The 23,788-nt window shown below is 72.4% G+C and carries 24 protein-coding genes; 1 reads left to right on the top strand and 23 read right to left on the bottom strand.

Features of this window, described 5'->3' with window-relative positions; translation table 11 throughout:
• Positions 1-23 precede the first annotated feature (23 nt).
• The 9 genes from ABZ098_RS19225 to ABZ098_RS19185 form a co-directional block, all read right to left on the bottom strand.
• Positions 24-680, bottom strand: a complete 657-nt coding sequence (locus tag ABZ098_RS19225; protein ID WP_356592597.1) for a M15 family metallopeptidase — start codon at positions 678-680, stop codon at positions 24-26.
• Positions 677-1,717: a GNAT family N-acetyltransferase gene (locus tag ABZ098_RS19220; protein ID WP_356592595.1), complete on the bottom strand. Its 1,041-nt coding sequence runs from the start codon at positions 1,715-1,717 to the stop codon at positions 677-679. Before ABZ098_RS19220 ends, ABZ098_RS19225 begins: the two co-directional genes overlap by 4 nt.
• Positions 1,714-3,150, bottom strand: coding sequence for a phosphotransferase (locus tag ABZ098_RS19215; protein WP_356592593.1), 1,437 nt, complete (start codon positions 3,148-3,150; stop codon positions 1,714-1,716). Before ABZ098_RS19215 ends, ABZ098_RS19220 begins: the two co-directional genes overlap by 4 nt.
• Positions 3,147-4,016, bottom strand: coding sequence for a methyltransferase domain-containing protein (locus tag ABZ098_RS19210; RefSeq protein WP_356592591.1), 870 nt, complete (start codon positions 4,014-4,016; stop codon positions 3,147-3,149). The genes ABZ098_RS19215 and ABZ098_RS19210 overlap by 4 nt, the downstream gene beginning before the upstream one ends.
• A complete protein-coding gene (locus tag ABZ098_RS19205) occupies positions 4,013-5,308 on the bottom strand; it encodes a methyltransferase domain-containing protein (RefSeq protein ID WP_356592589.1) in 1,296 nt (431 codons plus the stop codon). The genes ABZ098_RS19210 and ABZ098_RS19205 overlap by 4 nt, the downstream gene beginning before the upstream one ends.
• The gene (locus ABZ098_RS19200; protein WP_356592587.1) at positions 5,305-6,909 is read right to left on the bottom strand and encodes an NUDIX domain-containing protein; all 1,605 of its coding nucleotides are present in this window, start codon (positions 6,907-6,909) and stop codon (positions 5,305-5,307) included. The genes ABZ098_RS19205 and ABZ098_RS19200 overlap by 4 nt, the downstream gene beginning before the upstream one ends.
• On the bottom strand, positions 6,906-8,270 hold the full coding sequence (locus tag ABZ098_RS19195) for an MFS transporter (RefSeq protein ID WP_356592585.1): 1,365 nt from the start codon (positions 8,268-8,270) through the stop codon (positions 6,906-6,908). The genes ABZ098_RS19200 and ABZ098_RS19195 overlap by 4 nt, the downstream gene beginning before the upstream one ends.
• On the bottom strand, positions 8,267-8,761 hold the full coding sequence (locus ABZ098_RS19190) for an HIT domain-containing protein (protein WP_356592583.1): 495 nt from the start codon (positions 8,759-8,761) through the stop codon (positions 8,267-8,269). Before ABZ098_RS19190 ends, ABZ098_RS19195 begins: the two co-directional genes overlap by 4 nt.
• 95 nt (positions 8,762-8,856) lie before the next feature.
• Positions 8,857-10,725 carry an ATP-binding cassette domain-containing protein gene (locus ABZ098_RS19185; protein ID WP_356592581.1) on the bottom strand — a complete coding sequence of 623 codons (1,869 nt, stop codon included), beginning with the start codon at positions 10,723-10,725 and terminating at the stop codon, positions 8,857-8,859.
• 339 nt (positions 10,726-11,064) lie between these two features.
• Here ABZ098_RS19185 and ABZ098_RS19180 point away from each other — a divergent pair, with 339 nt between their 5' ends.
• The gene (locus ABZ098_RS19180; RefSeq protein ID WP_356592579.1) at positions 11,065-11,712 is read left to right on the top strand and encodes a hypothetical protein; all 648 of its coding nucleotides are present in this window, start codon (positions 11,065-11,067) and stop codon (positions 11,710-11,712) included.
• 41 nt (positions 11,713-11,753) lie between these two features.
• Here the strand turns inward: ABZ098_RS19180 and ABZ098_RS19175 are convergent, their stop codons facing one another.
• From ABZ098_RS19175 to ABZ098_RS19110, 14 genes are all read right to left on the bottom strand, one after another.
• Positions 11,754-12,524 carry a class I SAM-dependent methyltransferase gene (locus tag ABZ098_RS19175; RefSeq protein ID WP_356592577.1) on the bottom strand — a complete coding sequence of 257 codons (771 nt, stop codon included), beginning with the start codon at positions 12,522-12,524 and terminating at the stop codon, positions 11,754-11,756.
• Positions 12,525-12,612: 88 nt separating this feature from the next.
• Complete coding sequence (locus ABZ098_RS19170; protein WP_356592575.1) at positions 12,613-13,263, bottom strand: HAD family phosphatase; 651 nt, start codon at positions 13,261-13,263, stop codon at positions 12,613-12,615.
• Entirely contained in the window at positions 13,260-14,354 is a 1,095-nt protein-coding gene (locus ABZ098_RS19165) for an aminotransferase class I/II-fold pyridoxal phosphate-dependent enzyme (RefSeq protein ID WP_356593066.1), read from the bottom strand. Before ABZ098_RS19165 ends, ABZ098_RS19170 begins: the two co-directional genes overlap by 4 nt.
• A 2-nt stretch (positions 14,355-14,356) precedes the next feature.
• Positions 14,357-15,406 (bottom strand): radical SAM protein, encoded by a 1,050-nt coding sequence (locus ABZ098_RS19160; protein WP_356592573.1) that lies wholly within the window; start codon positions 15,404-15,406, stop codon positions 14,357-14,359.
• 78 nt (positions 15,407-15,484) lie between these two features.
• Positions 15,485-16,441: an aminoglycoside phosphotransferase family protein gene (locus ABZ098_RS19155; protein WP_356592571.1), complete on the bottom strand. Its 957-nt coding sequence runs from the start codon at positions 16,439-16,441 to the stop codon at positions 15,485-15,487.
• A gap of 59 nt (positions 16,442-16,500) precedes the next feature.
• Positions 16,501-17,178, bottom strand: a complete 678-nt coding sequence (locus tag ABZ098_RS19150) for a dTMP kinase (protein WP_356592569.1) — start codon at positions 17,176-17,178, stop codon at positions 16,501-16,503.
• Positions 17,172-18,002 carry an inositol monophosphatase gene (locus ABZ098_RS19145; RefSeq protein WP_356592567.1) on the bottom strand — a complete coding sequence of 277 codons (831 nt, stop codon included), beginning with the start codon at positions 18,000-18,002 and terminating at the stop codon, positions 17,172-17,174. The genes ABZ098_RS19150 and ABZ098_RS19145 overlap by 7 nt, the downstream gene beginning before the upstream one ends.
• On the bottom strand, positions 17,999-18,571 hold the full coding sequence (locus ABZ098_RS19140) for an AAA family ATPase (protein ID WP_356592565.1): 573 nt from the start codon (positions 18,569-18,571) through the stop codon (positions 17,999-18,001). Before ABZ098_RS19140 ends, ABZ098_RS19145 begins: the two co-directional genes overlap by 4 nt.
• Positions 18,568-19,473, bottom strand: a complete 906-nt coding sequence (locus tag ABZ098_RS19135; protein WP_356592563.1) for a nucleotidyltransferase family protein — start codon at positions 19,471-19,473, stop codon at positions 18,568-18,570. Before ABZ098_RS19135 ends, ABZ098_RS19140 begins: the two co-directional genes overlap by 4 nt.
• Positions 19,470-20,609 carry a hypothetical protein gene (locus ABZ098_RS19130; RefSeq protein ID WP_356592561.1) on the bottom strand — a complete coding sequence of 380 codons (1,140 nt, stop codon included), beginning with the start codon at positions 20,607-20,609 and terminating at the stop codon, positions 19,470-19,472. Before ABZ098_RS19130 ends, ABZ098_RS19135 begins: the two co-directional genes overlap by 4 nt.
• Positions 20,606-21,424, bottom strand: coding sequence for a hypothetical protein (locus tag ABZ098_RS19125; RefSeq protein ID WP_356592559.1), 819 nt, complete (start codon positions 21,422-21,424; stop codon positions 20,606-20,608). The genes ABZ098_RS19130 and ABZ098_RS19125 overlap by 4 nt, the downstream gene beginning before the upstream one ends.
• Positions 21,417-22,208 (bottom strand): HAD family hydrolase, encoded by a 792-nt coding sequence (locus tag ABZ098_RS19120; protein WP_356592557.1) that lies wholly within the window; start codon positions 22,206-22,208, stop codon positions 21,417-21,419. The genes ABZ098_RS19125 and ABZ098_RS19120 overlap by 8 nt, the downstream gene beginning before the upstream one ends.
• On the bottom strand, positions 22,205-22,909 hold the full coding sequence (locus tag ABZ098_RS19115) for a ribulose-phosphate 3-epimerase (protein WP_356592555.1): 705 nt from the start codon (positions 22,907-22,909) through the stop codon (positions 22,205-22,207). The genes ABZ098_RS19120 and ABZ098_RS19115 overlap by 4 nt, the downstream gene beginning before the upstream one ends.
• Positions 22,897-23,754: a hypothetical protein gene (locus tag ABZ098_RS19110; protein WP_356592553.1), complete on the bottom strand. Its 858-nt coding sequence runs from the start codon at positions 23,752-23,754 to the stop codon at positions 22,897-22,899. Before ABZ098_RS19110 ends, ABZ098_RS19115 begins: the two co-directional genes overlap by 13 nt.
• Positions 23,755-23,788: the final 34 nt, after the last annotated feature.

Below are 23,788 nucleotides of genomic sequence, written 5' to 3'. Positions count from 1 at the left end.
CGTGCGGGGGTGGTGGTGCTGTGTCAGGGCAGTTCGATGGGGCCGTAGAGGGCGGCTGGCTGCTGGGTCTGCAGCGCCCAGTACCGGTCGCCGAACGACCAGTGCCACCACTCGGTCCCGTAGTTGATCAAGCCTGCGGTGGACAGCGCGCCGCCCAGGGTGGCCCGGTTCGTGCGGGCCCGGGCACTCAGGTTGGGGGCGTCGGTGTAGCAAGCGCCTTCGGACTTCTCGGGGGAGGCGTTGACGCGCGTGCCCATGTCCAGCTCGCGGCCCCGGTGGTCGATCAGCGTCACGTCGACGGCCGCGCCGGCGGAGTGCGGCGCGATCTCCGGCGGTGACACGAAGCGGCTGGCGGCCTCCCGGAGCTCGGCGGCCTGCCAGTCCGGGTGGGCACGGGCGAGCTCGCCGGAGTACTCCTCGAAGTACCGGCGCTGCAGGGCCGGGGGCCGGTAGCCCTCGATGAACAGCAACTGCACGCCGACGGGGAGCAGCGCCTGCGCCTGCTGGAGCCGCGTGAGCACCCCCTGGCGGACGTGAGCCCAGGCGCCCGCAGCATCCTGTTTACGGTCGTCGACCCTCAGGCCGTGCACACGGGCGTCGAGGAGGACCTCGCCGCTCTCCTGGACAGGGATCGCGGCGACCCGCCGGTCGGACATCAAGACGATGCTGCTGGTGGTCATGCGTCCCCCCAGGTGTCGACGTATGCGGCCACGCCGGTGCTGCGGGCCTCCTCCACGGCGCGCAGCCGCGCGAAATCCCGGGCCGGCATCAATGCCTCCCACTCGGCCAAGGGCAGGACGCGGGCCTCGTCGTGCTCGCGCGGGTTGAGGGTGATGCCCCGGATCTGTGCATCGGTGAGGCGCCCGCCGTCGAAGATCAGCTGCAGCGTGCTGTACGGACGCTGCGCCCGGGGCTGCCCGTACACGGTGGCCAGCAGCCGGGGCGGACCCGCGGCGGTCAGGCCGGTCTCTTCCCGGCACTCGCGCACCACTGCGTCCCAGGGCCGCTCGCCCAGATCCATCGCGCCGCCGATCATGTGCCAGGGGTGGCCGGGGGAGTAGACGGAGTGCAATTGCAGTGGCCGGTTGTCCTCGTCGGTGACGTAGAGGCACACGTACGAGGCCGCCCGGGGCAGTGCGTCGGCGTACTGCTGCGGCGGCACCCACGTCGAGTCCGGCTGCGCGCCGGGCACGGCACTGGCGGGTGGGCGGTGGCGGGTCATCCGCATCAGTGCCGGGTTGCCGCTGAAGCCGAGGTCCCGGTACAGGGGCGCGGCCTCCGGGCTGGTGTGCAGCTCGAACAGGGTGACGTCCTCGACGTCGGCGAGGTGGTTCAGGAGGGCGGATACGACGGCCCGGGCGTAGCTGCGGCGCCGGTGGTTCGGGTGCGTGGCGACCATCTGCACGCGGGCGGCCCGGCCTCGGGGGTAGGCCGGGGCCGGGAGCACGGGGTGGATCAGGCCGAGGGCGCAGGCGGCCATCGTGCCGTCGGGGGCGTCGACGACGAAGGCCCGGGCGTCTCCCTCCGGCGTCAGCCGTGGCGCCAGCTCGTCCGTGCACTGCCGAACCCAGTCCTCGGTCAGCGGTGAGGACAGGACGTATGCGGAGCGCATCCGGGTGATGGCCTCGGCGTCAGCGGCGGTTGCCGCGCGGACCGGCGGCCGCCCGGCGACGTCGCGCGGCTCGGCCGCGGTAGTGGGGGACGTGTCGGCGTTCACGTCACATCTCCTGTCGGTGAGAGGGCTGCACGGTGCTCGGCGCGCAGCCGGGCCAGCGTCCGCCGGCCGCGTTCGACCAGCTCCGGATCGCCGTGGACGGCGCCGTATGCGATCCCGCTCACGGAATCGAGCGCTGCGTCGATGACGAGGCGGGCCTCCTCGGCGGCGGTCAGGGACCTGCCGTACCCGGCCAGAAACGCCTCGAACAGGTCGGGGCGGCCGGCCCAGGCGTCGGACAGGCGGACCAGATCTCGTACCGCCGGCCCCGGCTCACTACGCTCGAGGTCGATCACCGCCACGAAGACATCAAGGTCGTCCGTCTCGTCCGCGTCGTCGGGGGTGTAGAGGATGTTGCGGAGCTGGAAATCTCCGTGGGTCTCCACCCACTCCAGCGGTTGCAGGTCCTCGGCCTGGCGGACGAGCTCGCGGACGAACTCCTCATCACCCGGGAGCAAGTGAGACCGCGCCCCATCCAGGTGCCGGTCGGCCTTGGCCACGGCGGGGCCGCTGCCGGCGGGAGCGGGCCGCGGGGGAGAGGACTGGTGGATGCGGCGGGCCAGCGCGCCGATCCGTTGGAAGACCGCCCTCTCCCGCCCCAGTGTCAACACGGTGCCGTGCAGCGGGCGGCCCGGCACCGCGGTGAGGACCACCGCCCGCAGCGTCTCGTCGGCGGCGACCAGCCGGGGCGCGGGCGCCCCCAGCTCCGGCGCCCACGTCCGTAGCCCTCGCACCTCCCGGCCGTGGAAACGCTCATTGTGGTGCACCTTCACGTACCAGGTGCCGCCGTGGACCCGCCACACGCGGCTCTCCTCGCGCGCCCATGACGTATCCGTCCACTGCGCGATTCGGCCGACCGCCCGCTCCGCGAACTCCACGACCGCAGCGTCGGAACGGGCACCAGACGCCTGGCCGGTCACGTCCGGCACGAGGCGCAGCCGGTCGGCGCCGGGGTCGAAGGCGATGCTGTCGCCGGGCAGTTGGAAGTGCACCGCAAGGTGCGCGCCGGCGCTGTAGGCGTCCAATCCGGCACGGCAGTACGCCACCATCTGGGCGGGCCGGGCGGTAAGGGGTGCCCAGTCCATCGCGTCGCAGACGTCCGGTTCCGCGATCCCGGGCTCGCCCTTCCACTGCCGGACCTCGAAGAAGTACCCGGTGCGGCTGGCGCCTCCGGGACTGCGGTGGTGCACGGTCACGGCGGACCGCACGTCGGCCGGGTCGATGACGACACCGGTCTCCTCCCTCGCCTCGCGGATCAGGGCGGTGACCACGTCCTCGTGCGGACCGTCCAGATGCCCCGACGGCAGGTGCCACAGGCCGGCGGCGTACACCTGCCCGGCCCGCCGCGACAGCAGGACCTGCGGCCCCTGCGGGGTCTCCCGGCGCAGGATCAGGTGGACGTCGACCGGCTCGGTGTGCCGCTGCCCGCCGCTCACCGCGCTCCCTCCGGACGACGGGCGAGTAGAACCCTGAACGTCGCTTCCTCGACCAGAGATCCGTCCACCGCGTGGGCGTGGAGAAGGGCGAGGGCCTCGTCCTCGAACGCCTGGTGCCGCTCTGCGAAGAGCTCAGCCCCAGCGAAGGACGTGGTGCGCAGGTAGCCGAGTACTTCCTGCGGCGCCCAGGTGCGGGTCACCGGGAAGAGATGTTCGGTGACGTCGTTGAACGCTGAGGCGGCGAGGTCCTCCTCATACGAGCGGCGGGGCTCGGCGTAGGAACTGCGGGCGCCCGCCCTGCGTTCGGGGCCGAGGTAGAGCTGGATCAACTCGCGCAGCGCACGGGTCCAGTCGGCGTTGTGGGTCCACAGGCTCCCGTCGCCCATGATCGCCACTGCGGCACCCGGTGTGGCGACCCGGTCGGCCATCTCCAGGACCGCCTCACTGTTCATCCAGTGGTAGGACCGGCAGCAGGTGATCAGGTCCGGGCCGGAATCCGGTTCGCCCGGCAATGTCGCGAGCGGCTCGTAGGCGTCGGCCGCCGCGTGGACCAGGGTGAGGGTGCAGTGGCCGAGCACGGGGGTGAGGGCTTGCCTGGCCTGATGCAGCATCTGCGGGCTGACGTCGACGGCTTCGATGTGCGTCAGGTCAGCGCCGGCGGACAGGAGCGCGAGGGGCACCTGTCCGGTTCCGGTGCCCAGGTCGAGCAGTACCGGGGACGGCCGGCCCCGCAGCGTGTCGGCGAGCAGGCGCACCGCCGCGTCCGGCAGGCCGGGGCGGTGGCGGGCGTAGGTCACCGCCGCGCCCTCGAACATGGGCTCCTGCTCCGGTGAAAGGCCCGGAAGGGGCCCGTCGGCGTAGGTCACGAGGTGGCTCCCTCATCGAGCGGGTGGGGGGCGGGCAGGTGCCAGGACAGGCGTCCGCACTCGGACGCGGCGCGCTGCCCGCCGTCCGCGTCGAAGAAGAGGCGGTAGCGATCGGGGGAGCGTGCGGCCCGCCACCGGGCGGCGAGGTCCTGGATCTCTTTCCAGATGTCCCGCGGCCCCGCGGCGGTGACGCTCCAGCGCCGGTGGCCTGCCGGTTCCGCGCGCATCCAGGATCCGCAGCCGGGTGCGCCGATCGCGAGGTGCTCAGATGCGAAGTCCCGCACCAGATCACCGCCGAGGAGATGGTCGGCCGCCAGCCAGAAACCGCGGTCGCTGTCCGCGGGCGGCGCCAGGATGCTCCGCTGGGTCCACGTGCCCGGTTCGGTGGCCATGCGGTGCCGGAACTCCTCCGTGAGCCAGATCCGCGCCATGCCGTGCCCCGCCCGGTGGGCGAACTCCACGGCCCGCAGCTCCGCCGTGATCTGCCCGTCGGCGGTGCGCCTGACGACGGCAAGGCCGGGCCACGACGGGGAGGCGCTGGTCACGTGCGCCAGCAGTTTGCCCTCCGGAGCGAGCTGCTCGACCAGGGCCGTCGGCACGCGCTGCACCGTGTACGACATGAAGATCCGGTCGAACTCCCGGCCCGGCACGCCCTGTTCGCCTGATCCGCACACCACCTGCGGCCGGAAACCGAGGTCGGCCAGCCGGGCGGCGGCCGCGTCGGTGAGGTGCCGGTCCCGGTCGAGGGTCGTAACCCCATGGTCGCCGCAGACCTGGCAGGCCACCGCGGCGGTCACCCCCGCGCCCGTCCCGACGTCCAGCACCCGCAGACCCGGGCGCAGATCCAGCTCCTCCAGCAGCGAGGCGGTCAGGCCCATCACCGTCGACATCGACGTGATCGACGCCCCCGACCGCGTCCCCCGTGCCCGGCCCAGCAGCGGCTCCCCCTCGTGCTGGACGAGCACACTTCCCCCGCCGTACAGCAGCCCGAGTAGCTCGGCGCGGTCCTGCGGCGCCGACCAGTCCAGCAGATCCCACCGCGGCGGCTCCTCGCCCGGCCCGCTGCGCCGTACGTACGCCTGCGGCATCAGCACTTCGCGGGGCAGCGCGAGGAGTGCGTCGCGGACCGGGCCCGGCCGCAGAGACCCTTCCTCCTCGAGCCGGGCGACCATCGCCGCCCGCGCGGCTGCCGGATCCGCTTCCGCACCCGTCGGCGTGGCTCCGCCGACCGGGCCAGCGGTGCACTCCAGTGACCGGTCGCCTGCGGCGCGACAGGTGTCCGGAGTGCTCATCGCTCGTCCCAGCCCTGCTCGGAGTACCGGCGCCCCCGAAGGATTCCGTCGATCGCCCGGCGGGTGTACGGCACGACCGCGCCCGGAAGTTCCTGGGGCTTCCACCACCGCCACTCCACGCACCGGTCGGGCTCCAGGACCTCCGGGTCGCCGGCCCAGGACCGGGCCTGGAACACGAGCGCGATCCTGGGCCGCACGTGGGGGGAGTCGACGTGGTGCACCGTGTGGACGAGGTCGACATCCTCAGGCGCGATGGTGAGGCCTGCTTCCTCCTTCGCTTCCCGGATCAGGCAGTCGATCGCGGCTTCCCGCTCGCAGTGGCCGGCCAGGAAGTGCCAGGTGTCCGGCGCGAAGGCGGAGTCCGGGTGGCGCAGGCCGAGGAGGATCCGACCCTGGTCGTCCTGGAGATGGAGGTGCACGCCGACGATGTGCAGCTCGGTCCCCGGCGGCGCCTCCTCGGGCAGCGAATCGGTGTCGTCCGGCGGTCCCTCGGCGGCGGGGTGTTCGGCCGCGTGGCGCCGGATCAGCTCCCCGAGACCGGGGCTCAGGCGCAGCCGGTCGAGCATGTCCACGGTGCACCACGTCAACAGGACACCTTCGCGGAGCTCCACCGCCTCAGCATGTCCACTCCAGCGGCCGACGTAGACCTGGACGGGCACCGCAAGGCCGTGGACGCTCGTTGCCTCCTCCACGGCGAACGGCACCAGTTCCGTGGGCTCCAGGCCCGGCACCTCCTCGGCAAGCTCGCGCCGCAGCGTCGCCACAAGGCAGGAATCGTCCCTCGTACGGCCGCCACCGAGGAGGGCCAGCACCCAAGGCTCCCAGATGCCCTCCCGGTCATCCCGAAGATGAAGGAGGTACCGGCCGGCCCCGTCGTGGATCAGGGCGCTCGCGTTGACGGGCTCCGGGCGCCCATCGAGGCCGTCCGCCTCGGCGTCCAGGAGCTTGGCCCGCAAGGTAGGGGACCGCACGTCGGCGTACGGGAGCCACTGGGCCCCGGCGACTTCCTCGTCCTGCAGAGCGAGGGCAGGCGGTTGCTCGGCTGTGAGGTAGAACGCGAAGCGGACGTCGAAGTGCTGGTGAGCGGGCTCGCCCTTGGCCGGATCGGGGTCGATGTCGTGGACGTCCACATCGATCGGCTCGCCGAGGAACTGAGTGGTCAGGCAGAGGTCGCCGGGGCGGAGTCCGGCCTCTTCGCACACTTCCCGCACGGCTGCGGCCAGGAGCGTACGGTCACCCGCCTCAACGTGGCCGCCTGGGCAAAGGAGCAGCCCTGTCACCCGATGGCCGATGTGAAGCACCCGACGGTCGCGGTCGATGACCACCGCGCTGCAGGTGACGTGACCGGGCAGCGTGGTGCGGCTGGACGGCTCCTCGGTGCTGTCCAGGACATTCAGCAGCCCTTCCAGGGCCTCCCGTTCCTCGGCATGCCGGCTGAGATAGGCCTCGACGGTCGCGCGGATATGAGAGCGGGAGGGCGGCACGTGATCACCTCGGACGTTGGAGGGCAGGAAGTAGGTGCTGGGCTGGAGGGGCGCGCCCGGCGGCGGGTAGGCCGCCGACGGCTCCGGGCCAGGGGCCGTATCAGGGTTCGCGCTCACGGGCCGCCTTCCGCAGAGCGCTCGCGCCGCACATCCACGGCGACTGCGGGATTGGGGACGCTCGGCCCCGGCGGCGTCGGGGGTGTGAAAGCCTCTGCTGGAGCAGGAGCCGCGGCGGCTGAGCCAGGCATTTCCATCAGGCCGCGCAGCGGAGACCGATAGAGGACCACCAGGGGGACGACGAGAAGGCAGGTGCCGACGATCAGGGTGGGGCGCACGCCGATCCAGGTCCCGAGCCCGCCGGCGAGGAGCGCGGCCACCGGCCGTGCACCGGAGGTGAGCCAGGTACTCACGGCCTGCATCCGGGCCTGCATGCCGTCGGCGGTGACGACCTGGCGAATGGTGCGCTGGGTCGTCCCCGCGGCCGCGGCGCAGACCAGCTGCACGAACAGTGCGCCGCCGACGGCGAACTGCCAGGCGAGGCCCGGGAAGGCCAGGAGCAGAGGGAGCTGGGTGAGCGGGGTGATCGCGAGCGCGGCGAGCATCATCGGCCCGGGCCCGTACCGCGCCGCGAGTGACGGGGCGGCCAGCGCACCGGCCGCTGCACCCACGGCTCCGAGCCCCAGGACCACGCCGAAGGCGGTCGCGCTCATCGCGAGGGACCGGAGCAGGTACAGCGCCCACAAGGTATTCAGGAGCGCCAGGGCGAACGACGTCGTGGCGTTGACGAGGGTCAGCGTGCGCAGCTGGTGGTCGCCGTGCACGTAGCGCAGGCCCTCACCGATCTCGGTGTGCAGCCGGCGGCCTTCCGCTGCTGACCGGGGGCCGTCGGGTGCCTGGATGCGGGCGGTGCACCAGGCGCTGACGAGGTAGGACAGGACGTCCCCGAGGAGCGCCCGGGCCGGGCCGAGGAGCGCGGTCAGGGCGGCGCCGAGGTTGCTGCCCGCGGTGGCGGCGATGGCGAAGAGCCCGCCGATGCGGCTGTTGCTCCGCTGGAGCAGGGACCGGTCGACCAGGCTGGGCAGGAGACTGATCGCGGCGGCATCGTGTAGCACGCCCGCCGCGCCCTGCACGGCCGCGACCACCATCAGCTGGGGCAGGGACAGCCGGTCCAGCGCAGCGGCCACCGGCACGCTGGCCAGTGCAGCGGCGCTGACCAGGTCGCCGGTGATCATCTGCTTCCGCTTGGAGTGGCGGTCGGCGAGGGCCCCGGCGTGCAACGCCAGCAGTGCGGGCGGCAGTTGGCTCAGGAACGTCAGCCAGGCGACCTCGGCGGTGGTAGCGTCCAGTTCGAGCACCGCCAGCACGGGGATCACCATGGTGCTGATCGAACTGCCGGTCACGCTGGCTGCCTGCCCGGTCAGGTAGCGGCGGAAGTCGCGGTGCCGCCACAGCGACGGGCGGGCGCCGGAGGAGGTCATGGAGTACCCCCTCGGCTTGCGTGAGGGTCAGACTCGACGTCATTCATCGCCCCGCCCCCAACCGGCCCGGTGGGGTTCAGCAACTGTCGCAGCGCTCGGGCCTCCGCCTGCACCTGCTCCTCGTCCTGGCGTCCGAGATCGAGCACGTCGAAGGGCAGCGGACCACCCGGAGCCGGGTCCGTTCCGGCTTCGCGTCGCGGAACGCAGTGCCAGTGGGCGTGCGGGATCTGGTTCCCCAGCAGCAGGTAGTTCATCTTCAGCGGTTCGTAGAACACTTCCACAGCGCGGCCCAGGGCGAGGACGTCGCGCCAGAAGGCGGCCGCCTCCCGCTCGTCCAGCTCGGTGGGCTCGGCGACATGCCGCCCGGTGTAGATCACGACGGCGTAGCCGCGGACATGGCCGCTGCGCCACAGGTAGGCGTTGCTGACCTCCCCGCGCCGGACAAGGAGGCCCCAGCCGAGGTCCTCGGCGTTGAAGTCGTTCTGGCACATCGGACAGCCAGTACCAGCCCGGTGCGAGGTGAAGCGTGCCGGCCAGGCGCCGGGGGCTGACGAAGGCGCGGGACGCGGCCGAGAAGGGTCGGGGATCATGCTGCCTCCCCGCCGGTGCGCTGCTGCAGTTCCCACAGGGAGCGGAACAAGCCCGGTTCCCGAGTGAGCTGCGCGTACGTCCCCTCCTGGACCAGGCGACCCTGGTCGAGGACGACGATCCGGTCGGCCAGGGCGACGTTGGCGAGCCGGTGCGTGATCAGCAGGATGGCCCGGTCCTTGGCCAGCTCCCGCAGCCCGGTAAAGACGTGGTGCTCGGCCCGGGCGTCGAGGGCGGCCGTGGGTTCGTCCATGACCAGTAGGGCCGCATTGCGGTGAAAAGCCCTGGTGAGCACCACGCGCTGCCACTGTCCGCCGGACAGTTGCTGGCCCCCGAACCACTCGGACGTGAGCAGGGTGTCGAGGCCCGATCGGAGTGTGGGCAGCATGTTCGCGGCTCCGGATGCCCGGCAGGCGGCCAGGACGGCGGCGTCGCCGGTGTCGCCTTGCCCGAAGGTGATGTTGTCGCGGAGGGTCAGCGGCAGGTACGTGTACCGCTGCGGGGCCAGGGCGACGTGTTTCCACGCCTTCCAAGGCTCCATCTGGGCGATGGTGGTGTGGTCCCAGGCCACCTCACCGGAGGTGGGCAGCAGCAGGCCGCAGATCAGACGGGACAGCGTGGACTTCCCCGATCCGTTCTCCCCGACCAGCGCCACGATCTCGCCGCGTCTCACTTGCAGCGACACCCCCCTCAGGCTGTCCCGCTCGGCGCCGTCGTACCGGTAGGTGACGTCGCGGACCTCGAACCGTTCGGGCGCCGCGGGCAGCGTCTTCGTGCCGCGGGAGCCCGCCATGGCCTGCCCATGGGCGTTGTCGAGGAAGTTCTGCCAGTCCTGGACGTACCAGCCGGTGCGTACGAGGCGGGCGCCGCCGTTGATGATGCCGCGGACGGATCCGGTCGCGGTCTGGAGGGCGAAGACCGCGCCACCGCCGGCCGCCAGGTCCATGCGCCCGGAGGCCAGAAACCACAGCAGGGCGGCCCACACCGCGGCCGAGGCGATCCCGCCGGCGGCCGCGCCCGCCAGGCCCATCCACGCGCCAGTGTTCGCGGCCTTGCGCTCGGCGGCGTTGACCGAGGCGGCGAGCCGCCGGTACCGGCCGAGAAGGAAGGGGCCGGCCAGGCAGGCTCGCATCTCCTCGCTGGATTCCATGTAGGCCATGTGCCAGCGCAGTTTGTGCAGCATCCGGCGGCGGCCGGAGGTTTCCAGACCGGCCAGATACACCACGCGGGCGGCCCGCACGTACGCAGCGGCCTGAGGTAGGCACGCCAGGAGCAGCAGGGGGAGGAGGAGCGGGTGGATCACGGTGAGAACGGTGGCTCCGGCCGCCAGGGTCGCGGTGGCGGCCAGCACGTCCTGGGCTTCCTCCACCAGGTCGGGGGTGACCTGGGCACCGCGGTCAGCGATGTCGTAGAAGTCGTTGTAGCCGGGCTGGTTGTTCGCGGCGAGCTCGGCGCCGAGTGCCGCCTTGATCATGGTGAGCTCCGCGGCCCGGGCCAGCACCGGCCGCAGCCGCCCGGTCAGCCACGTCACGGTGATGCCCAGCAGCGCGCGAAGTCCGGTCGCCACGGCGATGACGGCCAGCTGCGGAGCCGCCTCCCACAGCCGGTCAGAGATGTCGCCGGAGGAGATCAGCGCGGTCAACGTCCCGGTGACCGCCAGCAGACCCAGGGCCGCGAGCACGCCGGTGCCGACCTGACAGGCGAGCAGGCCAGCCGTTGCCACCCGGTCCACCCGCCAGGCCATCTTCAACGACCGCACCACCAGCGCGGGCAGGCGCCGCGCCATCGTGACGGTCGTCATCTGCGCCCCGGCCTGGAGCCGGGAGGTGTCCCGGTAGAGGAACTCCTCCTCCTGCGGCGTGCTCACGGCGTCCTCCGGCGGGCTCGCCTCGGGTGCGTCCTCACCCTGCTGAGCGGATGTACTGCCCGTGCTCAAGCTGCTACCCCGATCTGTCGGTCACGGCTGATCCGTGAGGCTCAACGAGCCGGCGGAGATATCGAACTGGTGTGTTTCAGTCGCTCCGGATTTCCCGAGATAGAGCGGGCGGCGGCGTGTGGAAGATGCATGGATCCGTCCGGCGCAACGGGTCTGCCGAGTGGCGGAGTTGGCCGAATCGCCGAGGATCGCGCCGACGGGCTCAGCGGACGGGGCGCGGCCACGCTGGGACGTGCCCCGTGGCACCGCGAGGTCGATATCGTGGTGCCGGTGCGGATGATGGATGCCGAGTTCGGTTCCACGACCTTCGTGGTCGTCGATGTGGAGATGCGCCGTCAGCCCGGCGGCCTCGTCCCAGCGGCCGTGGCCGCCCTCGCCCTCAGCGGCGCGGACTTCCAGCCCCTGTGGCGAGTTCACCAGGAGATCCGCGAGGAGCCCCACTCCTCCTGGAAGAAACCGCGGCCGCCCCGCCTGCCTCACGAACTCCCCGACGGCTCGGCGGGCCTCGCCCTGCGGGAGATCGAGCGGCATGTCACGGCCCAGCCGCACCGGATCGTCGCGGCACTGGGCTTCATCGAGGCCTCGCTGCTGCACACCGAGCGAGCCGCGTGCCCGCGCCTGGCCTCCCTGACCCGGTGGGACGCGGTGGAGTTGGCGCGAAGGGCCTGCCCCGAAGTCGAGGGAGGGTTCGAGCCGCTCGCTCAGAACCTGGGCGTGCCCCTCGGCCCGGGTCGCCGGCCCGCCACCCAGGAGGCATGGGCGGTGGCCCAGATGTTTCAGCGCGCGGTCGAGCGCGGCGCGGCCGCGGGCCGGTGGTCGACCTTCGCCGAGCTGGAGGAGATAGCAGGGACCGCGCCGAAGCCGGTCGAGGAGCAGTACCTCCCGCCGCCCACGGTGCAAGACTCCCTGTTCGACTGACGGCGCCCGGTTCCGCCGCGGGCTCCGGGCCGCCGAGCCGGTCATATCCGGCGTGCGATGACAACGCATCGCGTGCTGTCCTCGCCGAGGGCGCTGCCGTCATACCCGCCGAACGTCGCGTGCACCGCGAACCCGGCCTGGGCGAGGGCCGTCCGAAGGCTCTCCGGGGTGTAGAGGCGCAAGGAGCTGCGGTACGGCTCGACGCGGCCGTCCGGGTAGCGGGTGGACATGCGGCTGTTGAGGCGGGCGGTCACCGGGCCCCAGGTGGTGTGCAAGGTGGTCGTGGCCTCGGGACCCTTCAGGACACGGGTGCCCACTTTGGCCGTGGCGCTGTTGGGCGGGAAGTGGTCCATGCCCAGGAGGGAGCCGGGCCGCAGCACGCGGGCGATCTCCTTCAGGACGTCGAGGTCTTCCTCGGGGGTGTCGAGGAACCCGAAGCTCCGCAGCATCAGGGCGGCGTCGGCGGACGCGTCGCCGAAGGGCAGTGCCCGGACGCCGGCGCGAACGAACGAGGGGCGCCGGCCGTGGGTGCCGGCCGACGAGGCCGCGTGCGCGAGCATGTCGGGGGACAGGTCCACCCCGATCGCGCGGTGGAAGCCACGCCGGGTGAACTCGTGCGTGTGGTGGCCGAAGGCGCAGCACAGGTCGAGGATCGCCTGGTCGGGCTCGAGGTCCATGTGCTGGATGAAGAAGCCGACGGTGCGGTGCGTCTTGGCATGGTTGTGGTGACCGTAGCGCTGGTGAGGGCCGCGGCCACGGTAGTTGGTGATCCACCAGGGCTCTTGATCGGCGACGGTTTCGTTGCGGGGCATGGCACTCCGAGGGCGAACGGGTGAGGCGGTCGGGTTCTGGCGGGTTCCCGCGGTGCCCCTGCCAGGGGGTGGGCAGGGGCACCGCAGGTCACCCGGGGATGAGCCCGGGCACGGGGACGAGCAGGCCATCACGGACGGCGAGGACCCGCATGCCCGCCTCCAGCGCGGACGTGATGCCGTCCGGTGCGTCGTCGACGGCCAAGCACCGGGCGGGGGCCCGCCCGATCAGCCGGGCGGCCTCCAAGTACGCGTCGGGGGCTGGCTTCCCCCTCGTCACAGACTCGGCCGTCACCACGACCGGCAGGAGCATGCCGAGGCCGAGCCGCTGGACGAAGTGATGGACGAGGACTCCGGCCGCAGCGGAGGCGACGGCCCGCGGCAGGCCCAAAACCTCGGCCCGGCGCAGGAGGTCGATCGTGCTGTCGATCAGCCGCGGCGGCGGGCCGCCCAGGAGCAGGAGCCGACTGGCGTGCACGATCTCCTCGACGGGCAGTGTGCGCCGGCCCGCGAGCCGGGTGATGAGCTCGCGGATGGGAAGCCCGCAGTTCAGGGTGTACCACTGCGAGTCGACATCCACGCCGTACGGGGCGAGAGTCTGCTGGAGCGCGCTCAACCGGATCTCGGCGTTGTCGACGACGGTGCCATCCCAGTCGACGACGACACCGTCGACGTCCTGCAGCAGCTCGTCCACCGCGGGATCGACCGCCGGCACGAGCGGGGGCGGGGGGTTGGCGGTCATCGGCCCTCCGCCCAGGTCTTGGCTTCGCGCCGGATGGTCTCGGCGAAGCGGTGCAGGTCGGCCTCGGTGGTCCGTTGCTGGAGGGTGACGGCCAGCATCCGGTCCACGGCCTCGGCGGCGCGCGGGCAGTCGGCCGGGCTCAGGTCCTGGCAGGCCGAGTTCTGGTGCGCCGCCCGGAGCCCGTAGGTGCCGACGGAGTTGGCGACCCCGGCCTCGGCCAGGAGGGTGCTGAAGTCCCGGGGGCGGTCGAGGTCGACCCGCCACAGGGCGCTGTAGCCGTTGGGGGTGTCTTCGGGCCCCGGGGCGTGCACGGTGAGCCCCGGGGTGTCTCCGACGAGCTCGTAGAGTTGGCGGGCCTGCTCGCGGCGCCGGGACAGGGCCTGGTCCAGGCCCTTCAGATTGTGCCGGGCTAGCGCGGCGAGGGGTTCGGCCAGGCGGTAGTTCATCCCGCGCCGGCTGGCGGCTGGTGCTCCGGGGGCGGGGATGAGCCAGTGCGTGGGGTACGCGGCGGCGCGGGCGGCGAGGGTGTCGTCGTCCGTGAGGAGGTAGCCGCCCTCTCCGCAGGAGATGATCTTGCCGTCCTTCAGGGAGAAGCAGCCGATGCTGCCGACCGTTCCGGCCGCGCGGCCGCGGGTGGTGCTGCCTTGGGCCTGGCAGGCATCCTCGACGACGTGCAGGCCGACCGACTGCGCGTAGGCGGCCAGGTCGAGCAGGCCGTCGGTCCGTCCGGCGAGGTGGACGGGGACGATCGCGCGGGTGCGTGCGGTGGTCTTGGCGGCCACGTCGGCTAGGTCCATGCCGCGCCCGTCTTGGGCGGCGTCGACGAAGACAGGATGGGCACCGGCGGCGGTCACGGCCGACACCGTCATGATCACGGTGGCGGCGGGAAGGAGGACCTCGTCGCCGGGGCCGACGTTGCAGGCGATCAGCGCGGTGTGCAGCGCCGCCGTGCCGGAGGAGACCGCGATGGCGTGCCGGACCCCGTGGACGGTGGCGAGTTCGGCTTCCAGGGCGGCGGCCTCGGCGCGGCCGACTGGGTCCGGCATGCGGTCGAGGGGCGCCTTCAGCGCGTCCAGGGCGTAGGAGGTCATCGTCACGCCGGGCTCCCGGAGGTCGTGGTGTCCAGCACCCGGTCGAAGTCCATCAGGGGCCACATGTTCACGCAGTCGACGCTGAACAGCGCGCAGTCGCTTCCGCAGCCGGAGGGCCTGCCGAACAGCTCGGCCGCGTCGGCGCCCTTGATGGTGCGGTGACGCTCGGTAGGCGTGGCGGCCATCTTGAGGGAGGATGGGCAGTCCCAGAGCGAGCCGTCGGGTTCCGCGAAGTACAGGGTGTCCCCGCCGAAGCAGCCCTCGACGGCTCCCGTGAGCTGGTGGACGGCGGAGGCGACCTGACCGGGGTAGGTGCGCGGCGGCAGCTTGAGGGGGAGCCCGGAGGCGTAGAGACGGTCGAACTGTTCCTCCAAGAGGGGAAGTTCGCTGTCCGTGAGGGCCAGGGTGTCGTGGAGGCTGTGTCCCTCGGGCAGGGCGACCGGCTGGGGCACGGCGTAGTCGCAGCCCAGATCGGCGGCCAGCTGCGGTACGCCGGTGATGTCCGGCAGGTTCAGCTTGGTGATGACGGTGTAGAGGCCGACCCGGGGCTGGGCCGCCGGGCCGCGGGCGGCCAGCAGGGTCTTGATCCCGCTGATGACGCCTTCCCAGCCGTCGCCGTCCTTGCGGGGCGGGCGCCAGGTGTCGTTGTAGTCGGGATCGGTGGAGTCCAGGGAGACGGAGACGCCGTCCACGCTCAGCTCCACCAGGCGGCGGGCCATGTTCGGCAGGTTCAGGGCCACACCGCTGGTGCACACTACGACCTCGAGCCCTCCGCCTTTGAGGATCTCGATGAGGTCGAGGATGGGTCGCCACATGAGCGGCTCGCCGCCGGCAAGGAACACTCGCCGTACGGCTGAGCCGGGAAGGGTGCGGGCGAAGGCCAACACCTGCTCGGTGGGCAGGTCGTGGGGCGAGAAGTGCGAGAGCAGGCCGGGGGTCTTGTCGACACGCTGCTCGTCGAGCCAGGTGAAGTAGCAGGGCTTGCACTTGTGCGAGGCGCAGTAGGAACGCAGCGCCCACAGCAGACTGGCGGTCCTCGGTATCGCGGTCATGGTCTTCCCTCACGTAGTCGGAGCGGGGCGACCGCGCGCGGGCGGCCGCCGCTGCTCGGCGGCTGGTTGGACGGGGAGTCAGCCGTGCCAGGGGTTGTCGGGGCTCTGGAGAAGCCGTACGCGGGCGTGCTGGGTGGCGAATTCGTCGGCGCGGGTGTGCCGCTGCTTCCACAGCACGGCGAGCCAGCGCAGGGCGCAGGTGCGCTGGGCGGCGAGGAAGAGGTGGCGGTTGGCGGGGGTGATGCCGAGGTCGGGTAGGAGCGTGATCCAGGTGCTGTCGGGGATCTCGCGGGCGCTGATGTGTTCGATCAGGTCGGCGGCGTCGAAGTGGACGGTGCTGTGCCCGCTGTACTCGAAGTCGACGCAGGGGCTGGAGGCTCCGTCGCGGAGCCAGTTGTTGAGGTTGGAGTCGCCGCGGGAGAGCACGGCCGGGGTGGTGGTGTCGTCGACGAGTTCGGCGTCGCCACTGGCGTGCCACGCCGTGAGCAGGGCGCGCATGTCGGCGGTCAGCGGGTCGTCCTCGTGGCCCGCGAGGAGTTCGGGCCAGCTGCCGGTCAGGCGCAGCATGTAGTGAGAGCCGGAGTCGATGCGTTCGAGGTCGGCGAGCAGCCCGGACAGGGGCACGTCGTGGAGGCGCTGGGTGGTGTGGGCCAGGCCCTTGAGGGCGGCTTCCAGGTCGGGGCTCTCCAGCAGCGGCGTGCCCTTGAGCAGCGTCATGCCGATGGCGGGGATGCTCTCGTGCTGGTCGAGCCAGAGCGGGCGGGGGACGTCGCTGACGTCGTGCTTGGCGATCAGGGTCAGGGCCGCCCACTCGCGGTCCAGGCGCCGGCGGTGGTTGCCCTTGGCGTAGAGCTTGACGCAGATGGGCCCGGCCTCGGGGTCGCTCCAGGCGTAGACGTGGTTCTGGAAGCCGCCGGTGAGGGGGCGCAGTTCGTGGTCGGCCAGCACTTCCTTGAGGCGGTTCTCGCTGCCGGCGCAGGCCTCGCGCAGGTCGGTGAGGAGCTCGGCGGGCGGGGCGAGGCGCGTGGGGTGCATGCGGGGTACTCCGTGGCGTCTGGTGGTCGTCGGTACGTGAGAAAGCAGGTCGGTTCGCTCTACTGCATGGAAGAACTGTGGTCGGTCGGGATGGGTACGGGGACGTGTTCGGCGAGCGCGTCGACGACGGCCTGGTGGACCTGGAGGGGGGTGATCCCGAGGACGTCGACGGTGACCAGGGCCGTGTCGTCGGCGGCGAGGTGGGTGTAGGCGTCGTGGACGTGTCGCAGGAAGGCGTGCTGCTCGGCGGTGTAGGGGCGGCCCTCGCGTTGGGTGGCCCGGGCGATGGCCTCGTCGGCGGGTAGGCGCAGCCACACGGCCACGTCGGCCGGCGGCCCGGACATCGCGGAGACCGTCCGCAGCCACCCGATGCCGTCCGCGGGGCGGCCGGTGTGTTTCTGCAGGAGGGTGGCGAGGCTGTAGGACTGGATGCTGTGGATGCCGCGGTCCTCGATGACCGTCTGTCCGGACGCGAGGGCCGGGGCGATGTGCGTGGCGACGGTGTTGGTGCGGATGGCGGTGGCGAGCATCGTGTCGGTGACGACGCTGCCGTGCCGGGAGAAGGGGTCCCCGCTGGCGAAGAGGTCCAGGAGCGTGCTGCCCAGGGTGTCTTCGGTGCGGGTCAGGTTGTCGGGCAGGTAGTTGACCGGCACCTTCTCGCGGGTGAGGTGGTCGGCGAGGAGCCGGGACTGGGTGGTCTTCCCGGCGCCGGGCAAGCCTTCGAACGCGATCAGCATGCCGGGCTCCCCGCTTTGGCCGCCCACGCGGTGCCCGTGGTGGTGGTTGCGAGGATGTCCAGGACGGCGTCGCGCAGGCCGGGCGCAGTCGCGATGGTGGTGAGCGAGGCGGGGGTGTGGGGGCTGCCGTCGGTGTCCATGACGACGGCGCCGGCCTCGCGGGCGAGGACGACGCCCGCGGCCATGTCCCAGTCGTGGTTGCCCAGGGTGATGGTGGCGTCGAGGGTGCCGTCGGCGACGAGGGCGAGGTCCACGGCGGCGGACCCGAGCATGCGCACGCGCTGGGCCTGCTCGGCGAGACGGGCCTGGATGGCGAGGGCGACGCGGTTGCGCTCAGGTCCGTCGGGGCCCGTCCCGTAGTCGCCGACGGCGATCATCGCCTCGGGCAGCGTGCTGGTGCCGGCGGCGCGGATGCGTTGGCCGTCGCGGTAGGCGCCCAGGCCCTGGGCGGCCCAGTAGCGGCGGCCGATCAGGGGCAGGTGGATGACGCCGAGGACGGGCACGCCGTGGTGGACGAGCGCGAGGGAGATCCCGCACAGCGGCAGGCCGCGGATGAAGTTCGCGGTGCCGTCGACCGGGTCGATGATCCAGTAGGTGTCGGCGTCGGTGTCGCCGCCTTCTTCCTCGCCGACGAACCCGATGCCGGGGGCCCCGTTCAGGAGGGCCTTGCGAGCCTCGCGTTCGATGGCGAGGTCGACGTTGGTGACCATGTCGCGGTCGCCCTTGGCGGTGATCAGGTCCGGGGTGAGGCCGCGCAGCTGCTGCTCGGCCCGTTCGGTGACCGAGCGGGCGAGGTTGAGTAGCACCGGGAGTTCGGGGCTCATGCGGTGAGGGATCCCTTCGGAGCATGTCGGGTGGGCGGGTGCTCGGCCATCAGGTAGGCCAGGGCGGTGCGGGTGCAGTCCGGGACGGGGGTGCTGGTGTCCAGACGCAGCGCGGGGACGGTGATCGGCTCCGCGGATGCGTTGAGTCGTCGGTGGAGGTCGGGGTCGCGGTTGGCGGCTGGGTGGGTGCCCGCCTGCACGTCCCTGTGAAGGCGGGCGGCGGCGACGTCGTCGGGGCAGACGCATTCGATGATGCGCAGCGGCCGGCCGGTTTCCTCGGCCAGCCGCTGCACGTCCTCGACCTGGTATCGGCGTGAGCAGGTGCGCCCGTCGAGGACCACGGCCGCGCCCGGGTGCTCGCCGAGGTGCCGCGCCGCCGTCAGGTGCATGACGCTGACACAGAAGTCGTCCTGCTCCTGGGTGTAGTCGACCAGGTGTGGGCCGAACAGCGCGTCGCGGACGCGGTCCTTGTCGAGCAGCAGGGTCTTCGTCGGGCCGAGATTCCGGGTCAATTCCCGGGCGAGGGTGCTCTTGCCTGTGCCGGGCAGCCCGGCCAGTTGAATGATCACCGGGCCGCCTCCCCTCGGCCCGGCCTGGCATCGGTGCCGGAAGACGTGCTGGTGAACAGGTCGGACAGGTGGGTGCGCAGCACCGCCCAGCCTGCGCGGGCTGTCTCCGGAAGCGGCGCCCGGGCCCCGGGCGACAGGTCCGGGGTGGCCAGGGCGAGGCGGGCGGCATCGGCAAGACCGGACCACCGCGGGCGGGCGGCGAGACGGGCGAGCGCGTGCAGCAGCGCGTCCGCCCGGGCGAGGACCGGCAACTCCTCCCCGCCGTCGACGCCGCCTTCGGTCTCGGTCCGGGCGAGCGCGGCCTGTACATCCGCCGAGTCGGCGGTGTGGCCCAGGTTGGTGGCGATGTCGACGCTCACGGTGGGCGTCAGCGCGTCTCCCGTGGACCGCCGGCGTGTGTGCGCACCGCGTCCGGGCTCCGTGAAGCCGAGCTCGGCCAGCACTTCCAGGGCCGTGTCCTGGTCGGCGGTGCTGACCAGGAGGTCGATGTCGGTGAACTGCCGGAGTCCGCCGGGCGGGTACAAGGCGGTGTCGTACGCGAGTCCGTTCAGCACCGCGACGGGCACGGCGTGGTGGGCCAGCTCCCGCACGATGCGAACGGTTTCACCGCGGTGGAGTCGGTTGTGCAGCGCGTTGGCGCGCACGGTCTGGCCGAGAAAGGAGTGCATCGGACGGGAAAGGTCCGCGTCCGGCCGGTCGTGGAGCAGGCGGTTGGCCAGCAGGCAGACCAGCTTGGTGTCGATGGCCGCCTCCAGCACCGCGCCGAGCGGGGCCGAAGCCAGCAGGGTCGGGACGATGCCCGGGCGGGGATCGCACAGCCATCGCAGGGCCGTCGAGGCCGGCTCGGCGGCCCCGGGCAGCACTGGCAGCGTCGCAGGGCTGGGCGTGGCGGGGGCGTTCACTCGTGCACCCCGGGGCCCGCGTCAAGGAGGCGGCCGACAGCATCGGCGAGAGCGGCCGGGTCGCCGCCGGCGTGGATCCGGTAGGAGGGCAGTTCGGCGAGGGCGACGACCACGTGGGTCAGGTCGCGGTCGGTGACGGCCGGGTCGGGCGCGGGCCAGAGCCAGTGGTTGATGTGGGAGCTGGGCCCGCGTCCGGGATCGGTCATGAACAGGCGGGTGCGCATCAGCTCGTCGCGGGCCTCGTCGACCCCGACCGGCTCGACGTGCGCCGTGGTCCGGTTGGGGCTGAGCTGGGGAAACACCAGCATGCTCGGGCAGACCGAGCCGAGTACCCGGCCGTCGCTGGACAGCAGCCGGGCGAAGTCCCACGGCTCGATGGGCACCTTGGGGCGGCTCGACCACCGCTGTTCGGCGGGCACCGTGCGCTGGTCCTCGGGGACGAGGTCAGCCAGGTGCGGGAGGGCGCTCAGCGTGCCGATGCCGGCCCGCAGCCGCGCGGGCCACACGTACCCGGCGAGCCGACCCTCGCCCTCGGTGCGCAGCAGCAGCCGGTCGTTGGTGACATAGTCGGCGCCGAGGCGGTGCAGGCAGGCGAGCAGGGTGGTGGTCTTGCCGCGGCCTCGGTGTCCGGCGATGACGACGCCGCGCCCGCCCCGAGAGAAGGCTGCGGTGTGCGCATAGACCGCGCCGTTCTCCAATAGCTGGGCGGTGATGGCCTGCCGGGGCAGCCGTGCCGCCCAGTGCAGCGCCGCGCTCTCCTGGGCGCAGCGCACGGTGATCGTCGCCTGCTGGGTATCGGTCACGATCAGGGTGTGCAGTGCTTCCACCCAGAAGGCGTGGCCGCCGGGCCGCGCGTGCACGGCGGCCATCAGGCGGGGCCCGATCTCGACCGTGGGCGCGTCGGCGAAGCCCTCGACCTCTTCGCACGCCGGGCCGCCGTCGACCAGGAGGTCGATCTGCCAGCGTGCGAAGGAGGGGCCGGTCTGCTCGTAGGCGTACAGGGTGCCCGTGGCGTGGGTGAAGGCGGTCTTGGAGTTGGTCCGCAGACAGACGCTGGCCTCGGCCTGACGGAACGTGGTGTCCCAGAATTCGCCCGGCTGCCGGGCAAGCAGCTGGTCAGCAGCGGAGGTCGTCACGGGCGCTCCCCTTCCGGCCAGGGCTGCGCCTGGGGCAGGTGCGCGCGGGCGGCGTCCACCAGCCGGGACAGCTGGTCACCGGAGGTGTGGAGGGCGACGAGACCGTCGGAGCCGACGGCCTCGCGCAACCAGGCCGGCTCGACGGCCTGCACCCCGCGCCCCCAGTGGTCTCGGCCGCGCGGGGACCCGGTGAGGGTGAAGCCGGTTGCAGACCGGATCGCGGTGATCTCCACCCGCGCGCTGGAGCGGTACTTGATCTCGGCGTGCTGGGCGGCGTGCCGGCTGGTGTGCTGCTGCTCGGTGCCCGGCAGGTCGGTGTAGATGTTGAACACGACGGCGGGTCCGTCCAGGACCGAGGTCTGGTGCCAGGCTGCGAACGGCACGGCTACCAGGTCGCCGGGCCCGCACGCCTGCCAGTTCAGCACGGGGCTACCGGACGAGTCGTGCCAGGCCGTGATCATCAGCACCCGCCCGGACAGTACCTCGAACACCTCGAGCTGGGCCGGGGTGTTCCAGTGGCCGATCGAGCGGTTGAGTTCGCCGCCGGGCAGCTGGCCGGGCTGGTAGGTGCACAGGTCGGCGAACCACTCGGCCCCCAGGGCCCGGGTGGGTGGGAGGATGTCTCGGTGCGCCGTGTAGAGGACTGGGTCGCTGTCGACGGCGCGGGCGGCGTCGGGGTCGGCCAGGTAGCAGGCCGGGTCGCCGTTCGCCCCCGTGGCGAGCAGGTCGGACAGGCGCCGGTTCACCCCGTCGCCCGCAGCGGTCAGGAGGGCCGTGTCCGCGTTGGAGCCGGGGCCGGTGGCCAGGTCAGTCATGGGAAGCACTCCGTGGGATCAGCTCCGCAGGGGCCGCGCTGCACGAGGAGACCAGTACGTCCGGCAGCTCGGCGTGGTCGGCGAAGTCGGGGACGCGGGGCCCGGCGGTGGCCTCGCGGTGGGGGTTGTAGTGGACGGCGCGGCATCCGGCGCCCAGGGCGCCGTCCACATCGGTGAGCGGGTCGTCGCCGACGTGGACGATGCGGTCCAGCGGCATGCCGGCCCGCTCGGCGACGGCGGCGAACACCTCAGGGTGGGGTTTGGCCACCCCGAGGTCTGCGGAGAACAGCACGTCGTCGAAGCGGTCCAGCAGGCCGAGATCGGTCAGCAGGAGCCGGTGGACGTCCGGCGGTGTCGCCAGCGTGTTGGACGTCAGCACCAGGCGCCCGCCCGCGGCCTTGATCGCGTCCAGGGCCGCGCTCGCCCCGGGGATCGGCTGCGGGCAGGCCCGCAGCACCGCATGCGTGTGCACCGCGAGCAGCAGCTTCAGCAGATCGGGCGCGCCCCGATCGATGCCGAGTTCGTCGAGCACCGCCCCGACCTGAGCCTCGACGTCCGGCTGCGCCCCGGTCGTGCGCTGCTGGTGCGCCGCCTGCTGGCGGGTGCGCCCCACGATCCCGCTCAGCTTCTCCGGAGTGGGGTGGTGGCCGTAGGCGTCAAGGACGCGGCCGAACTCCGTGATCCGCCAGGCGGCCGCGGCCTTCCGGTCTCCGTGCGTGATGAGGGTGCCCCACAGGTCGAGGCTGACCGTCCACCCCGACAAGGGCAGCACGGAGGAGGTCACCGGGCACCTCCGTCCGCGTGCGCGGTGGTGTGCTGGCTGCGGATCCACGCGGCGGTCGCGGCCGGGTCGGCGCTGCCGAAAAGCAGGGAGCCCGCCACGACGCCGCTGGCACCGGCGGCGACGAGGTCGGGCACCGTGTGCTCGCGGATGCCGCCGTCGGCCAGGAGGGGGATGTCCGTGCCGCGACGGTCGAGGATCTGGCGGATGACCCGCATGCGGTCCAGGGCTTCGGGGACCATGCTGGTGCCCTTGGTGCCCAGCGGGGTGCCGACCATGGTGACGGCGTTGACGGATTCGAGGAGGTCCTTGACGCGCTCGGGGGCCAGGTCCAGGGTGAGCGCGAGACCGGCCGCCTGGCCTCCGGTGCGGATGCGGTCGATTGCCTCTAACGCTCCGTCGGCTTCCGCGTGGACGGTGATCAGGTCCGCGCCGGCGTCGGCGAACGCCGCGGCCAGCTCGGCCGGACGGTGCGCCATCAGGTGGACGTGAAACGAAACCGTGGTGCGGGGGCGCAGCGCACGGACTAGGTCCGGGAAGAAGATCGCGTCGCGGGTGAAGGAGGTGTCGGAGGCGTCGATGTGGAACGAGTCGGCGTGCGGACCGATCCGCTCGACTTCGGCGGTCAGCGCCCCGAGGTCGGCGGACCACAAAGAAGCGTCGATCAGCGTGCCCTCGTGCGGGCGGTCGGTCAGGAAGGACACAGGGCACTCATCTCGTCAAGGTCGTGGGGACGGGGCGCGGGCAGGGAGGCGCGGAGCCGGCCGGTGATTGCGGCGGCCATCTCGTCGGCCACCTCCGACGCTTCGCGTAGGCCCACCTGGAGGGGCAGGACGTGCGGGCGGTGGGCGTCGAGCACCCGCCGGTACGCGGCCTCGTACCGGGGGAGGAACAGCAGGCGCTCGATCGCGGCGGGGTTGCCGCCTCCCCGGCCGCGGGCGATGGCGCGTTCACGGGCCAGCGGCCAGGGGGTGTTCAGGAAGACGGCCAGGTCGGGGTGGAGGAACCAGGGCGCCACGATGTCGAGTAGGCGCTGAAGGGTCTCCTCCGCGGGGGCGTCGGGCTGGGTCTCGGTCAGGACGGTCAGCGCCCAGGCGATCTTGGAGTAGACGCCGTGGTCGATGATGACGACGTCGTGCTCGGCCTGCGCCGGCTCGTAGAACGTTTGGTGCTGGTGGGCTTCGCGGCACAGGCGCAGCAGGACGTCGACGGTGGCGTGATGGGCGAGTGCGTAGCCGCCGGCGCCGGTGCGGGCGCGCAGGGGCTGCGTTTCGAGGACTTCGGACAGCCGCCTGATCGTGCCGGGGCGGGGCCCGTAGTGGAGGACGGCCACCGTGAAGCCCGCGGCCCGCAGCTGGTTCCCGGCCAGTTCGGCGGTCGTGGTCTTGCCCGCTCCCCAGACTCCTTCGGTGCTGACCAGCAGCCCGCGCGTGCTGCCGAGCCGCCACGCGGGGGGACACAGGCCGGCCGGTGCCGGCGGGCGGGCTGACGGGGCCGGGTCGGTGTTTAGCGGGGGGCCGACGGTGCTGCCTTGTGTGCCGGGGCGCATCGGGCCTCCTTTCGGGCAGGTGACGGGCGGGATG

Origin of the sequence: Streptomyces sp. NPDC006335, assembly GCF_040612795.1 — a bacterium.
Taxonomy (GTDB): domain Bacteria; phylum Actinomycetota; class Actinomycetes; order Streptomycetales; family Streptomycetaceae; genus Streptomyces.
The sequence above is the reverse complement of the archived record's forward strand: the minus strand, read 5'-3'. Positions and strand labels throughout refer to the sequence as shown.